A 14,004-nucleotide genomic window follows, 5' to 3' on the forward strand; every position below is an offset into this window, starting at 1 on the left:
CCTGGTTTAGTTCACCACTATGTTGCCGCGTGCCCCCATTTCGGCATGCACCATCTGGTGGTCGACAAAGCGGTACGTGCCAGGCTCCGGGAATTCGGCCTCAACATAACCACCCTGCGCGGCACCGAGGTCAAGGGCTTGGGCACCGCCCACGCCGTCGTCAAGCAAAAGCGCGCCCTCCTTGTACACGCGATGGAACTGCGTGCCGACGATATGGAAGCTCGTGCCCTTGTTGGGGCCGGCGGCAAGTACCCAGAAACGTACCGTCTCACCTGCGCGAATGCGAATTGGGTGGGTGAGATACTGGTCGGGGTAGCCGTTGAACTTGTAGATATCGGGGTCCTCGGCCATGGTCTTGTCGGCGTCGGGGCCGTCCTCGCCCCAGTAGCTTTCCGACTGCACCAGAAGAACCTCGTGGTCAACATCAGTGAGATTCGGTGGGTCGATGATGACGGCACCGTGCATACCGGCAGCGATGTGCATGGACATGGGCATGGTTGCGCAGTGGTACATCCAGATGCCCGCGCGGTCAGCACGGAAGCGGTACTCAAGCTTCTCACCAGGGGCGATGTCGCGCATTGGCTCGTCCGGCGAAACAATGCCGGCGTGAAAGTCGATGGAGTGACTCATGGTGCCGTCATTAATGAGCGTGACGACGAACTCGTCGCCCACCTTGCCGCGCAAAGTTGGCCCCAGCGGTTTGCCGTTGAATACCCAATGCTGCTGCTCGACGCCAGGGGCAGCGTAGCCGGTGAATTCGCTGGCCCGCAGCGTGACGTGGTGAACCGTGGCGTCCTCGGCGGGCTCTAACATCGGGTTGATGGTGGGGGAGTCCGGACCGGGCTGTTCGCCGACATTCCCGAGTGCGCCTGGCGTTGCGTGGTCGGAGTGGCCGCTGTTCCCGGTGCGGTGTGAATGATTCGAGCCACCTGCATTGACCGTGAGCGTCATGCCCATCTGGCGGTGACCAGCAATGGTGCACCAGCCGTCAATGTCACCGGGAACAACCGGCACTTCAATGGTGGCGGAGTTGCCAGGGGCGACACGTCCGGTGTCCTCGCCGGTGGCCAAGCGCAGATCGTGGACCTGGGAATCAGCGTTGACCATGGTGATGACCAGTCGGTCGCCGGGGTTCGCCTCTATAACGTTCGGGGTATAGGTCATATCGTTGGCAGTAACCGTCACCTCGACGGTATCTCCGGTGGACGCAACATCACCGGTGGTTTCAATGCTTCCTGTACCGCCACCGCCACCGCTCAGCGCAACGCCGACGGTTACTACCAGGCCCAATACAGCCAGAGCAGCGGTCGTTTGAGCACCGAGTCGACGTGCAGTTGCATGCAGTTCGACCGGTTTCGGCGGTGCTTCCTTGTTCGCCCGTGCCTTCTGACTCTCTTTTAACGCACCAATCTGAGCCTTCGCGGCACGGCCGACAAGTGGCAGATAAGACACCAAGGCAAGGGAGACCATTGCGGAGACCGCCACTTTGGTCCAGGAAGGCAGCGGCATTAGCCACAGTGCCAGACCAATATTGATGGTTGACCAGCGGAATGCGCCCGCGCGGTCAAGTTCCTTCATACCGGCAGAGACTGGGCCAGCACCTCCGCCGATGGTGGCGGGCAAGAGTTGGCTCATCATGCCGATAAGCAACTGGGCGCCGAAACCGATTACCAGCGGCAGCGTGAGGGATGAGATTACGAAGCCGTCGTCAAGCGCCTTGACTGTGGCGACTGCGAGTGTGCCGATTAGCCAGACGACTGCAGCTGCAGCAGACAACGCCGGGTAGCTGAGGCGGTCGCGCGGGTCTTTAGCGACAGTCATGACGTTGTGTGCCCACGGGATGGCGGCTATGACCCAGCCGATAGTGATAATGCCAAGGCCGACGGAGTCCAACCAGTTGAAGCTGGTCAGTGCACCGATCGCAGTAATTGCGATACCTATGAGCTGTACTGCTAGTGCCAGCTTCGGGCGGGAATGCGGCGACATCCGGGTTCGCCACAGCGCTGGGAACATGGTGATGAGCGTGCCGCAGGCCGCGAGCCCGAGGAAGCCAATGAGGTTGACGGTTTCGTGTGCCAGTAGGAGGTCGTCGTGAAGCGCTTTGCCCTTAGGAGATGCGAGGATGGCGCCGAGTGCAGCGCCGATGGGCAGTAGGCATGCCGACGCGACGTAGTGTGCAACGGAGATGGCGAATGGCCGATCGCGCTTCGCTACCAGGTCGCGTCCGAGGGAAAACGCATGCCATGCGACGGCGACGCCGACGACCGTCGCGCCGGTGGTGGTCACTGGCCACCAGTCACCGAGCTTGCCGACGACCGTCGCGACAATACCTACGTTGAGCAGGTAAATATTTGCCAACTGAATCTTCCGATTGCCAACGGGCACGTCGATTTTCAGTAGCTTTTCGGTGAAGTGGCGGCCCCAGATGAGGATGGAGTTGGTGACGGCGCCGAGGGTAAAGAGATGCACCAACAGCCAACGGCCATCGGCGACGAAAGGGTGAATGAGTGCTGCCACAATGATGGAGGCGAACCACCAGCGCACTGGCATACCGGCCTTGCGATGCCAGGACATGCGGCGCTTCTTGCCAGGCTTAGTAGGCGGTTTGGTTGTGGGGGATTGGGGTTCTGGTGTGGCGTGCGACGACATATATCAATAATACGCATACTGGGTGCGCATTTAATATGGGCGCATGTAAGAGTGCTTTTATTTGGTCGGGTCTTCGCCGTTTTTGTGGGCCTGCCAGAACTGTGTGGTCTTCTGTGTCTGACCCATCCGGTTTTGAATCAGCATCAGGGTAGTAAGGAAGGGCTTCCGGGTGATGAAAGCGCGTGCCCGACGCGTTGATGATGTGCTCACGGGGAAGTGTAACCCTTTTGTCAAAAACGATTGTTTGAGTATTCACGCAAATACTTCCTTGAATAAACATCTCAATAAAGAGGTGATCGTGCATTAATTGCAATCGTCAGGAAGTGGTTACGTTAGAAGCTAGTTTGTACAGCTAGTTAGATGAATGTAAACAGATTGAAGCTTCAGTAAACAGTTGGTGAAACGTTGTTTTACCAGGGAGAATGATGAGTGGTAAAGGTGGCTTTTTGGCTACCCGAACGATGGGGTAGCCCTTTGTAGTAGGGGGCTGTAAATGTAGTTCATATCGCATAGTATGCCAAGCCTGTGGAACGCATTGTGCGTAAGAAAATTTAACCAGCAGTAAAAGGCATAAGAATGTTTATCCGAGACTGGAAGCAGCTCGCCTGGTGCGTATTTGACGTACTCGCCTGGCTGATTGCGCTGTCCGCCGCTAACGGAATCGTCCGCGGTGAATTGGTATCTTTCTCTGAAATATCAGGCACTAATTTTTTGGTTGTCGCTGTCGCCGTGGCCGTCATCGTCCTGCTCGGCCTGCTGCTCGGGGAGTACACCAACCCGCAACGCGTATGGCCCGGCAGTCGAACTGAAGATATTGTTCTGCTGAGCATCAGCATGGGCGGTGCTACCGCAGCCACTGGCTTGGCTCAAATCCTGAAGACCTTCCCGGAAATTGCGTGGTACGTTCCGTTCGCCGGTGGCTGTGTCGCAACTTTGGCAAGTATCTATACCCGAACTCTCGCTCGCTGGATTACCAACAACTTTGGCTCCCGTCAGACGGATGACCGCTTGATCGTTCTCGGTGCAGGCCGTCGAGCCAAGTTCTTTATTAACAGCCTTACGGATTCCGGTATCTCCCGTGAGAACCGCTTCCACTTGGTTGGAATCGTCGATCCCAAAGAAAGCCGCGAGAACCATATTTCTCGTATCCATGGTCTCCGCGTGATTCGTGGAATTGATCAGCTGGGTGAGCTCGCATCGCGCACTTCGGCGCAGTCGGTCATCATTGCTACTGATGAGCCACTGTCCACTGAGTGCATCAACGTCCTCAACCACATTTGTGAGGAATCGTCCCTGCGCCTGCTCATTCTGCCGCCGGTGGAGGAGTATTCGCGCCACCGTGGTGCTGTCGCTACCTCGCAGGTGCGCGAAATTAACATCGCCGACCTCATTGGCCGTCAGCCTCTGCACCTGGATGAATCCAAGGTCGCTTCCATAATCCGCGGTAAGAAGGTGCTGGTCACCGGCGCTGGAGGTTCTATCGGTTCCGAAATCTGCCGACAGGTTCACCGCTTTGAGCCGGCAGAACTGATTATGCTGGATCGCGATGAGGGCGGCTTGCATGCCACGCAGCTGTCGCTGACGGGTTCGGCGCTTCTCGACGGCTCCGATACCGTCCTGGCTGATATCCGTGACGCGGAAATGCTGACGCAAATCTTCACCGAGCGCAAGCCCGATGTTGTCTACCATGCTGCAGCTCTCAAGCACCTGCCGCTGCTGGAGAGCTACCCTGCAGAAGCAGTTCAAACCAATGTCATCGGAACTCAGAACGTCCTGGATGCAGCGGCTGGGGCCAACGTTTCAACCGTTATTAATATTTCCACGGACAAGGCTGCGAACCCGGCCTCGATTCTGGGTGAATCCAAGCGCGCTGCGGAACGTCTGACTGCGCACATGGGGAAAACTCACGAAGGTGTCTGGGCATCTGTCCGCTTCGGTAACGTGTTTGGCTCGCGCGGTTCAGTCATTACGACTTTCCAGCGTCAGATTGAAGAGGGCGGCCCGGTGACGGTGACGCATCCTGACGTTCAGCGCTACTTCATGACCATTCCGGAGGCATCGCAGCTGGTGCTGCAGGCTACCGTTATTGCAGAGTCCGGTGAGACTCTGGTGCTGGAGATGGGTAAGCCGGTCAAGATTGCTGAGCTGGCGGAGAACTTGATCAGGCTCCATGACGCAGACGTAGAGATTGTCTACACGGGCCTTCGCGAAGGTGAGAAAATCTCCGAAGACTTGGTTGATGACCGCGAGGTTCCCAAGATCGGTGATCGTCATCCGCTAATCACTGAGGTACGTGTTGAGCCGGAACGGCTGAATTCGCGGATTCTCCCGTGCACACATAATCACGATGCTGCACGTCGTTGGCTTGCAGAGCACGGTGGGGCGCAAAGCAGTATTGAGGCGCATCCCACCGGTGCACAATCACTTGCAACCGTTAGTGCGAAAGCAAAAAAGTTAGGATGACTCCCCACCGTGACAACTACCAGCTCCTCTAACTCCGGGCAGCTGGCGCAAAGAGTTCGAACAGTTGCGACGATTTCGGCAGCTTCAGCGCTCGCCGCAGTCGTCGCCTTTGTGGTCAGTATTCTTTCCGCGCGAGTGCTGGGGCCCGCTGGTCGAGGCGAGGTCGCTACCGTTTTGCAGTTCGCCTATATTGTGGCGCCATTCGTCGGCTTTGGGGCCGATCGGCTTTTGCTGCGCCGCGATGATTACGACCACGGTCTCATTCCGAGTGGTTACGCCATGACCGTGGTCGCTCTGATTGCCTGCGCCATCGCAGGAGTCGTCTACGGACCGTGGACGGCAATGGCCGGCATTGTCGCCTTGGTTACCGTGTCATTTTCCATGGTTCGTGCGATGGCCATCAGCCGCCATCGAGTGTCCTTCTTCGTCGCAGTATTCGTCGGCTTCCAGGGCTCAGTGCTGCTGATTAGCACTGCGCTGTATTTCGCTGGAGTCGAGGACTGGCGCTGGTGGGCTGCGGCCTACATCTTCCCGGCGCTGCCCCTGGCAATCTGGTCGCTGGCGAAGTCACGCGAGCATACCGATTCCCGTGTCGGCGGAGTGGTAGAGACGGCTCGTACAAATGCCCCGTTCATCGCATCGGGTCTCGGACCGCTGACGACCACACGCTTGGGGCGCGTTTTACTGCCGGCGCTGGCCTCGCCGGCGTCGTTAGGCCTTTTCGTGGTCGTGGCGACGGCGACAGAGCCGCTGTACTGGGTCGCGCAGTCAGTCGCCGATCAGCGCACCAGCGACCAGAGGGGTCGCGAACTCACCCCGTCTCGTGTGCTCCGACACCTTGGCATAGTCACTGCAGCGTACGGCGCGCTTGGTGCGCTCGGTGGTATGGCACTCTACTTCCTCATCGTGCCGGTATTCGGCCATGAGTTTGAGCCTGCTCGGGAGTTGGTGCTGCCACTGACTATCGCGGCCGTGGTGCTCGGCTGCTACCGACACCTGTGCGGTGAAATTCTCGGCAGCGACAATCCCCGTCGAATTGGCCGAGTGGAGCTCATTTCCGCCGTTATCGCTGTCATTTGTTACCCGATTGGCATTCTTCTCGGAGACGCCCTCGGTCTCGCGTGGACCAGCGCAGTTGTCTACTTTGCAGCAGCCGTTGTTGCCGCAGTGGCGTTGATGCAGCCGAGCAGAGGCCCGAAAAATCCATCAACCACCAACGAAGAACTTCCCGTCGACGTAATCGAGGAAAGCTAAACAATGCGAATCACTTATATCCACCAGCACTTTGTTCTCCCCGGTGAGCCGGGTGGTTCCCGACCCTACGAGTTTGCCCGCCGAATGGCCGCTGCAGGCCACGAGGTGACAATGATCTGTGGTCGCGATGAGGCCATGGATAAAACGGTCGATGGCATCCACGTGCGTCGTTTAGCGATTCCGTACCGCAATGAAATGTCGAAGCGCGAGCGCATCGTCAGTTTCTTCAACTTCCTGGTGCGCGCCTCCGCGGTTGCTGCCCGTGTGCCTGCCGACGTGATTTACGCGTCCTCGACTCCGCTGACTGTGGCGGTTCCGGGAATTGTGGCGAAGTTTACCCAGCGTGCGCCGTTGGTGGCGGAGATCCGTGACCTGTGGCCAGAGGTGCCAATCAAGTTGGGCTACCTCAATAATCCGGTGGCGATTTTCCTGGCCAAGCAACTGGAGAAGGCATTTTATGCGGCATCGAGCGAGGTCGTGGCGCTGTCGCCGTCGATGGCCGATGGCGTCAAAGAGGTAGCTCCGAAGAAGTGCGTGACTGTCATTCCGAATGCGTCGGACTTTGAGCGTTTTGATGTCCCGGTCGAGCAGCGTGCAGCTTTCCGTAAGGAGCAGGGCTGGGGCGATGACGTGGTGGCGGTCTACGCTGGTGGTTTTGGCATGTCCTACCAGCTGGAGTGGCTTGTGGATTTGGCGGCGCAGCTGCGTCGTGATGGCGTGGAGAATGTGCGCTTTGTCCTGCTGGGGCAGGGAAGCGACTCGGATGCGTTGTACCAGCGCGCTGAGAACGCTGGCCTCGATGCCGATGCGATGTTCCTCGGCCGTCAGCCGAAGGAAGATGTCGCCAAGTACGTGTCTGCCGCCGATATCGCGCTATCGCCGCTGCGTGATGACCCCTGCCTGGAGGGCAATTCCCTGAACAAGGTCTTCGATGCCATGGCCGCATCGCGTCCGGTGGTGTTCAACCACGGTGGCTGGCTGGAGGAAGCCGCAACCGAGCACGATGCCGGCTGGCGTCTCTCGCGCGATATTCCGACTGCGGCCAAGCGATTCGCTGAGATCATCTCCGACCGCGATGAGATGCGCGCAGCGGGACAGCGAAACCGCGAACTGGGTGAGAAGCGTTTTGCTCGTGACAGCCTGTACAACCAGCTCATCGAGGTACTCAACCGCGTTCGAAAGGTTCAGAAGTAATGACTAACGCCGACACTAACAAGCCCAATGAGCGGATCTTTCTTTCGCTCGCGACAGTCACCGAAGCAGAAGAACAGGCCGTCGTTCGTGCACTCCACTCTGGTTGGGTGGCTCCGTTGGGTCCCGAGGTAGACGCGTTTGAAGCGGAGATTGCCAAGCGCTGCGGTGTTGAGCACGCGCTCGCGCTGTCGTCTGGAACTGCTGGCCTGCACTTGGCGCTGCTCGCGCTGGGGATTGGTGAAGGTGACTACATTCCGGTTTCCACCATGACCTTCGCGGCCACGACCAACGCCATTGCTTACGTTGGTGCTACGCCGGTGTTCGTCGATGCCGCAGAGGACGGAAACATCGACCCTGAGCTGCTGCTCGGCACCGTCGATGAGCTGCTTGCCGAGGGCAAGAGCGTTCCCGCCGTGATGATTGTGGACCTCTTTGGCCGCTGCGCCGATTACCCGGCCTTCGCGCCACGCCTGGAAGAACTCGGCATCGCGCTCATCGAGGACGCCGCCGAGGCGCTCGGTGCCAGCGTCCATGGTCAGCCGGCCGGCAGTTTCGGCCGTGCCGCCGCGCTGTCTTTCAACGGCAACAAAATCATGACCACCTCCGGCGGTGGCATGCTGCTGTCCGATGATGCCGATCTCATCGCCCGCGCGCGCTACCTCTCCACGCAGGCGCGTCAGCCCGTCGCTTGGTACGAGCACACCGAAATCGGCTACAACTACCGCCTGTCCAATCTGCTCGCCGCACTGGGGCGGGCGCAGCACTCGCGTCTGGACGACATGATCGCTCGCCGCCGCCAGATTCGCGATGCGTACATCGATTTGCTCGCCTCGCTTGACGACGATGCCCCTGGTAAAGGTACCCGCTTGCTCTCTGACTCCGACGAGCGTTTCACCGAGAACTGCTGGCTGACCTCAATTGTGCTGCCACAGGAGGCCGTCGATAAGGGCGTCCTGAGCCCAGACAGCGTGATTGCAGCACTGGGTGAGGCCAACATTGAGGCTCGTCACCTGTGGAAGCCCATGCACCTACAGCCGGTGTATGAAGGCGCGCGAGCGACCATCAACGGCACCGCTGAGAATCTTTTCTCCCGCGGCATTACTCTTCCTAGTGGTCCGGCGCTGGACGATGACGACGTCGCGCGGGTGATAGGTGTTTTGAAGGAAGTGCTGGGATGACTCCTACAGAGGTAGCTGGAGAAACTGTAAAACAGCGAAAACCAATACTGCAGTCGCTGTTTATTGTGGTGGCCGCAGGAATGTTTGCTGGTGTCCTCTACGTTGGCGACACGACGATGAAGGACGTCTCTTCGGCGCTTCCTGATCTCTCTCTTGCATTGCCGATTTTGGTGGTTGTTGCAATCCTTACCGCCTTCGGCACCCCAGAAGCGCAGCGCCAGAGTTGGCTGAATGCGATGAAAGGCGCTGGCAATGTAAAGCAGTGGCCGATGGCCGTGTGGGCATTAGTGGCTTTCTATGCCTGGTTGTTCTGGATGATGCTGTCCGGACTGTGGGCCCCCGAAGCTGCCGAAGTTGCTCCTGTCGTTACTGCGTTGATAACGCTTGGGCTCATCGCCACGATGTCAGCAATACTGTTCTATTTGCATCCTCAGGCACTGGTATGGCTGTGGTTAGCAGTAGCCATTTGCTCGCTTATTTTTCTCTACGGTGGCATTACTGGTCCGAAATATGTCGGGCGCATGACGGCGTTCGGCGGTGGACCGAATGTCTTTGCCCGTTTCATGCTGTACGGCATCGCGGCAGCTGTGTTTTTCATGCTGTGGCGTAAGTTCATGTGGGCAGTTCTCTTGTTTGCTGCACCATTTGCTTACGGTCTCGTTGCGTCGGGAAGCCGCGGTGTACTGGTTGCTACCACCGTGGTAGTCCTCTTTACCGCAATAGCTGTGTTTTTTCACTGGGGTTGGAAGTGGGCGACTGTTTTTTACGTCGCAGTCGCCGCAGCGGTCGCGTACGGATACTCGCGGTTCATCGCAGGTACCGAGATTGAAGAATACTTTAAGACGCGCTTTATCCAATTGACCTTCGAAAAAGAACATGATTCCGGACGCGGTTATCTCCATGATGAAGCTTTCCGAATCATGAGTGAACACCGCATCTTTGGTGGAGGCCTGCATAGCTTCGTTGTGCTGTCGACACCGAGGTCTTCACGTCCACTGGAGCATCCGCACAATATCTTCTACACAGTCGGATCTGAAGCGGGTGTCATAGGTATCGGTCTGTTTGTGATTGTGCTGGTTGTGTTGGCAATCGCCTGTCGCCACCTATTCAAGTTTCTTCAAGCTGGTCTGACCGCAGCCGTGGCATTCTCGGTTCTTGTGGCACAGGTTTTTTCCGGCTACTACTACGATTCCCGTTCGCTATGGCTATTTGGCTTTGCAGCAGCATTTGCGATGCTGAGCCTACGGCGCAAGGACGCAGCATCGGCAGAACCAGAGCTGGAGCCGCAACCAGAACCCGCAGCCGAGCCCGAACCAGTCATGGTCACCGATACCGCGGGGCCGGTTGTGCCGGAGCCGGAGCCAGCGGTGGCCGTCGTCAAGCAAAGTGCGCCTGACAACAAGAATGACAACAGGAAGCTGCGCGTTGCGGCAGCGTCGTTTGCCGCGGCCGGTGTAGTGGGTGCGGTTGGTTGGCTGGTCAGGAACCGTTCCAATGAGGAAGTCGATGCGCGTGCCGAAAAGCTTCTGCGCGAAATGTTCAACGAAAAGTAGGAGATGACCAATGGATTCACTGAGCATCCGCGCGCAACGGGTAATTAAGCGCGGCATCGACATCGCGGCATCTGCAGCGGGCTTGATTGTGCTGTCGCCAGTTATGGGCGCTACGGCTCTGGCAGTGCGACTTTCCATGGGAAAGCCAGTCCTGTTCCGTCAGGAACGTCCGGGGCAGGATGGTAAGCCGTTTAATATCCTCAAGTTCCGGACGATGCATCACGTCAATCCGGCAAAGGGGCTTGTCGACGATGCGTCCCGCCTCACCGAGGTGGGAAAATTCCTTCGGTCCACAAGCTTGGATGAGCTCCCGGAGCTCATCAATGTACTGCGTGGAGACATGAGCCTCGTTGGTCCGCGCCCGCTGCGCATGAAGTACCTAGAGCGCTATTCGCCGCGCCAAGCACGCCGCCATGAGGTGCCACCGGGAATTACGGGGCTTGCCCAGGTCTCGGGCCGCAATGGCATCACCTGGGAAGAACGTTTCGAGTACGACGTGCAGTACGTGGATAATTGGTCGCTACTGCTCGATGCAAAGATTCTGCTCGACACTATCTTGGTGGTGCTCAAGCGTGAAGGGATCTCGGAAGAGGGGCAAGTGACCATGACCGAGTTCACCGGTTCGTCGGATGAGAATTCGTCGGATAAGGACGATTCGGCTAACGCAGGTTCTTAATCACGCCTGCGGGAACACCGGCGACAACGGTGTAGTCATCGACGTTTCTGGTAACTGCGGCTCCGGATCCGATGTACGCTCCCTCACCAACGGTGAGGCCGGGGTTGATTACGGAGTTGGCTCCTAGCGTGCAGGCTTCGCCAAGCGTGACAAAGCCCGACACGGCATTGAGCGGGAAGATTGTGCAGTAGTCCCGCAGCACCGCATCGTGGCCAATCGTGACATTCATATTGATTTGGGCGTGCTTGCCTACCTCAATATTGCAGGTCAGGCGCGCTCCGGGGCAGATGACCGTGCCCTCGCCGAGCGAGACCAGCGCGCCAATGCTGGTGTCTGGGTGGACCAGAGTCGCAGGCACGAGCCCTTCGGTATCTGCGCGTTGCGCAATCGAACGTCGAGCAGCGCCGCTGCCGATTGCGACTGTGTAGTAGACCCCCTCGGGTAAGTCCGCGAGGATTTCGGTTTTGCCCAAGAGTTGCACACCCATTTTGTGGAAAAAGGTCATATCTGGGGTGCCATCATCAATAATGCCTAGGATTTCCCACTGCGGTGGTAGGCCGTTGGCTGCTGCGTAGTCGTTGATGTCCTTGATGAAGCTGACCACGTTTCGCCCAAAACCACCAGCGCCGACGATGACAATCTTTTCGGTCGTCGTGTTGTTAATCCACTGCTTTAGCATGAGTGTCATTATCCCACTGATAGCCGTATTCAGCCGGAGTGCGTGACCCCGAATCCACCTACCACCAGTATGTGGGATAGCGGAGGCCGCGCAGTCGATTTGCGAGGATGCCAAGCATCACGATCATGATCGACGAAGCGAAAATGAAGCCTATGAAGCGGAAATCGTTGGCGAGCCCATGACCGTGTGGCATCAGCACAGTGACCATAGCGGTAGCGGTGGCAGGGGAGTGCGCCGCGCGAGCAAGAAGCATGAGCGCGAAGGCGACGCCGGCGGCAACCGCTGCAGCAATGATGGTCGAACCCAACATGTGCAGAATTGCGATGCCAGTCGTGCAGCCGATGAGGTGTCCGACCACGACATTTCGTGGCTGAGCCAGAGGCAAGTTGGGCGCACCGACAATAAGCGCCATGGCAGCGCCAATAGGAGGCAGAAATAGCAGGTCAGAGACAGAAGTTGAGATGAGTGCCAGGGTCATCAGCGGCAGGCTCACGGCTACCGAGGCGGCGATAACATGGCGTAGCGGAGGGCGAGGTGGCGCTTCGCTGGCGATCCGGGGCCACTTCGGAGACCGTGAATTAGACATGAGAACGATGTTAGGGTGTGCTGCCTCATCCGCGTCGCGGTTCGAGGTTTTTATTGAAATAGAAGTTTAAATGGGGTGGCTCCCAGGTCTCCCAAGCCTACAAAGCCGAACCAGACCCGAACCAACCCCCGACCATTTTCACCGGATATGACACACTTAAGGGCATGGAGCCTATCGATGTCGCAATCCGGGATGAGTCCATCCGTCTCGGGCAATTCCTGAAGTTGGCAAACCTGGTGGAAACGGGCGGTCTGGCCAAGGAACTCATTGCCGAGGGCCAGGTCAGCGTGAACGGTGAGGTCGACACTCGCCGTGGCAAGGTGCTGCGTCCAGGGGACGTCGTCTCTGTTGCCGGTATGTCGGCACGCGTGGCCACCGCCGATGAAGTCGATGATGACTACTTTGATGAGGCCACCGCCGACGATGACTTTGATCCTGAAAAGTGGAGGAACTTGTAACTCATGCCCGCATTTCCCGCCGAATTTGGCATGCCCCTGCGCGTAGATCTGCTCTCCGCCGCACCGCGTAAGACCGAGCGCTTCTACCGCGGCGTTCTTGGGTGGGCTTATCGCAATACCGCGCCAATCCATGAGGATGCCCGCGAGGCATCCGCTGGTCGCCGCGTTGCCATGCTGTCCGGAATGCCGGTGTCGGTGCTGCTTGAGGCCGATAAGGACGCTGAGGATGCCTTCGTCAACCAGTGGCGCGTGAATTTCCATGTCGACTCCGCCGCTGGTGCCGTCGAGAAGGCGCGTGAGCTCGGCGCCGAGGTCTTCCAGGAACCGACCCCGCTTGTCGACGGATCCACGATGGCCGTCGTTTCCGACCCCGCCGGTGGCCTCATTGGACTTTTGGAACAGCCGGGTGAGCAGGCCTTCATTGCAGCGGGCGAGCCCGGCACCCCGGTGTGGTTCGAGCTGGTCGCAGGCCCAGAGGAGACCTTTGAGCAGGTCGCGGACTTCTACCACAACTTCTTTGGCTGGGAAATCGCAGTGCGCAACAAGAACGAGCACGGCACTTTCGCAGTTGCGATGGAAGACGGGGCGCCGTTCGCTGGCTTGGTAGCCAGCTCGGTTGCTGCACAGACCGATGCGGCAGATAAGAGCTTCGTTGGCTGGCTGGCCTACCTTGGCGTGGAGAACATCGACACCGCTGTCGCCAAGGCTGAGGAACTGGGCGGTTCCGTGCTCGTTGCCCCGCAGGCCACCGAGTTCGGCCCGCTGGCAACTGTGCAGGATCCGTGTGGTGCGGCAGTTGTACTCTGCGAGGTGCCGCTGCCACCGGAGGAGGACATCCGCGAGTCCGACCCGCTGGAAGGCATTGACCTCAGCCAGTTCCAGTAGGCGCTAGAGCTCTTCTTCGTCGTCCTCAGGGTCCTGTTTTCCGGTGTAGTTAACGTGTAAAGGATTGTCTTCGTTTTTAGCCAATGCAGCGAAGAAGTCATTGGTCCAGGTAAAAAGTTCACTTTTACCAAGGTTGACTTGCTGCTGGAGCAATGGGTGATAAACAACCCGCTGTGACGGTGGGCAGCCGTAGTAAAAGATTCGGTACAGTCCAGCGCGCGATTCACGTATATGGCGATGGCAGTACTTGACCAGTTCATCAGCGCGATCCTCTGCGGTCTTATGACCAAACAGTGTTGCCGCGCGTTTGCGGTAAAAGCCACCATCAACAAGCACTGCTGTAGTGATCTCGCGTAAAGGCACAGCTCGCGCAGCACTATATCTGTTTCTACTCATATTTCGGGTTAAGTAAAGAAAAGTGTGTCCGCA

12 protein-coding genes and 1 pseudogene are annotated in these 14,004 nt (G+C 58.2%); 8 read left to right on the top strand and 5 right to left on the bottom strand.

Features of this window, described 5'->3' with window-relative positions:
- Positions 1–6: 6 nt before the first annotated feature.
- Both HMPREF2562_RS02850 and HMPREF2562_RS10935 read right to left on the bottom strand, forming a co-directional pair.
- Entirely contained in the window at positions 7–2,574 is a 2,568-nt protein-coding gene (locus HMPREF2562_RS02850; protein ID WP_070547015.1) for a multicopper oxidase domain-containing protein, read from the bottom strand.
- Positions 2,575–2,706: 132 nt separating this feature from the next.
- Positions 2,707–2,859 carry a hypothetical protein gene (locus HMPREF2562_RS10935; protein ID WP_155877870.1) on the bottom strand — a complete coding sequence of 51 codons (153 nt, stop codon included), beginning with the start codon at positions 2,857–2,859 and terminating at the stop codon, positions 2,707–2,709.
- A gap of 366 nt (positions 2,860–3,225) precedes the next feature.
- Between HMPREF2562_RS10935 and HMPREF2562_RS02855 the strand changes: the two genes are divergently transcribed.
- Genes HMPREF2562_RS02855 through HMPREF2562_RS02880 form a run of 6 tightly spaced genes read left to right on the top strand, consistent with a single transcriptional unit; the run spans position 3,226 to position 10,967 of the window.
- Positions 3,226–5,112: a polysaccharide biosynthesis protein gene (locus tag HMPREF2562_RS02855; RefSeq protein WP_070547016.1), complete on the top strand. Its 1,887-nt coding sequence runs from the start codon at positions 3,226–3,228 to the stop codon at positions 5,110–5,112.
- Between the two features lie 9 nt (positions 5,113–5,121).
- The gene (locus HMPREF2562_RS02860) at positions 5,122–6,366 is read left to right on the top strand and encodes a lipopolysaccharide biosynthesis protein (protein WP_070547017.1); all 1,245 of its coding nucleotides are present in this window, start codon (positions 5,122–5,124) and stop codon (positions 6,364–6,366) included.
- A 3-nt stretch (positions 6,367–6,369) separates the two neighbouring features.
- Positions 6,370–7,560 carry a glycosyltransferase family 4 protein gene (locus HMPREF2562_RS02865; protein ID WP_070547019.1) on the top strand — a complete coding sequence of 397 codons (1,191 nt, stop codon included), beginning with the start codon at positions 6,370–6,372 and terminating at the stop codon, positions 7,558–7,560.
- Positions 7,560–8,738: a DegT/DnrJ/EryC1/StrS family aminotransferase gene (locus tag HMPREF2562_RS02870; protein ID WP_070547022.1), complete on the top strand. Its 1,179-nt coding sequence runs from the start codon at positions 7,560–7,562 to the stop codon at positions 8,736–8,738. The genes HMPREF2562_RS02865 and HMPREF2562_RS02870 overlap by 1 nt, the downstream gene beginning before the upstream one ends.
- Positions 8,735–10,291: an O-antigen ligase family protein gene (locus tag HMPREF2562_RS02875; protein WP_070549596.1), complete on the top strand. Its 1,557-nt coding sequence runs from the start codon at positions 8,735–8,737 to the stop codon at positions 10,289–10,291. The genes HMPREF2562_RS02870 and HMPREF2562_RS02875 overlap by 4 nt, the downstream gene beginning before the upstream one ends.
- 10 nt (positions 10,292–10,301) lie before the next feature.
- Entirely contained in the window at positions 10,302–10,967 is a 666-nt protein-coding gene (locus tag HMPREF2562_RS02880) for a sugar transferase (RefSeq protein WP_070547025.1), read from the top strand.
- Here the strand turns inward: HMPREF2562_RS02880 and HMPREF2562_RS02885 are convergent.
- Positions 10,951–11,646: a NeuD/PglB/VioB family sugar acetyltransferase gene (locus HMPREF2562_RS02885; protein ID WP_070547065.1), complete on the bottom strand. Its 696-nt coding sequence runs from the start codon at positions 11,644–11,646 to the stop codon at positions 10,951–10,953. The genes HMPREF2562_RS02880 and HMPREF2562_RS02885 overlap by 17 nt on opposite strands.
- Positions 11,647–11,704: 58 nt before the next feature.
- A complete protein-coding gene (locus HMPREF2562_RS02890; RefSeq protein WP_049189801.1) occupies positions 11,705–12,232 on the bottom strand; it encodes an HPP family protein in 528 nt (175 codons plus the stop codon).
- Positions 12,233–12,396: 164 nt separating this feature from the next.
- On the opposite strand from HMPREF2562_RS02890, the gene HMPREF2562_RS02895 reads away from it, so the two are divergent.
- Together HMPREF2562_RS02895 and HMPREF2562_RS02900 are read left to right on the top strand one after the other, a co-directional pair.
- Positions 12,397–12,690 (top strand): RNA-binding S4 domain-containing protein, encoded by a 294-nt coding sequence (locus HMPREF2562_RS02895; RefSeq protein WP_005510922.1) that lies wholly within the window; start codon positions 12,397–12,399, stop codon positions 12,688–12,690.
- Positions 12,691–12,693: 3 nt separating this feature from the next.
- The gene (locus tag HMPREF2562_RS02900) at positions 12,694–13,575 is read left to right on the top strand and encodes a VOC family protein (RefSeq protein ID WP_005510913.1); all 882 of its coding nucleotides are present in this window, start codon (positions 12,694–12,696) and stop codon (positions 13,573–13,575) included.
- A gap of 3 nt (positions 13,576–13,578) precedes the next feature.
- Here HMPREF2562_RS02900 and HMPREF2562_RS02905 read toward each other — a convergent pair.
- Positions 13,579–14,004: pseudogene (locus HMPREF2562_RS02905) on the bottom strand (hypothetical protein); the annotation flags it as partial.

It is taken from the genome of Corynebacterium sp. HMSC077G07 (assembly GCF_001809225.1).
Taxonomy (GTDB): Bacteria; Actinomycetota; Actinomycetes; order Mycobacteriales; family Mycobacteriaceae; genus Corynebacterium; species Corynebacterium jeikeium_D.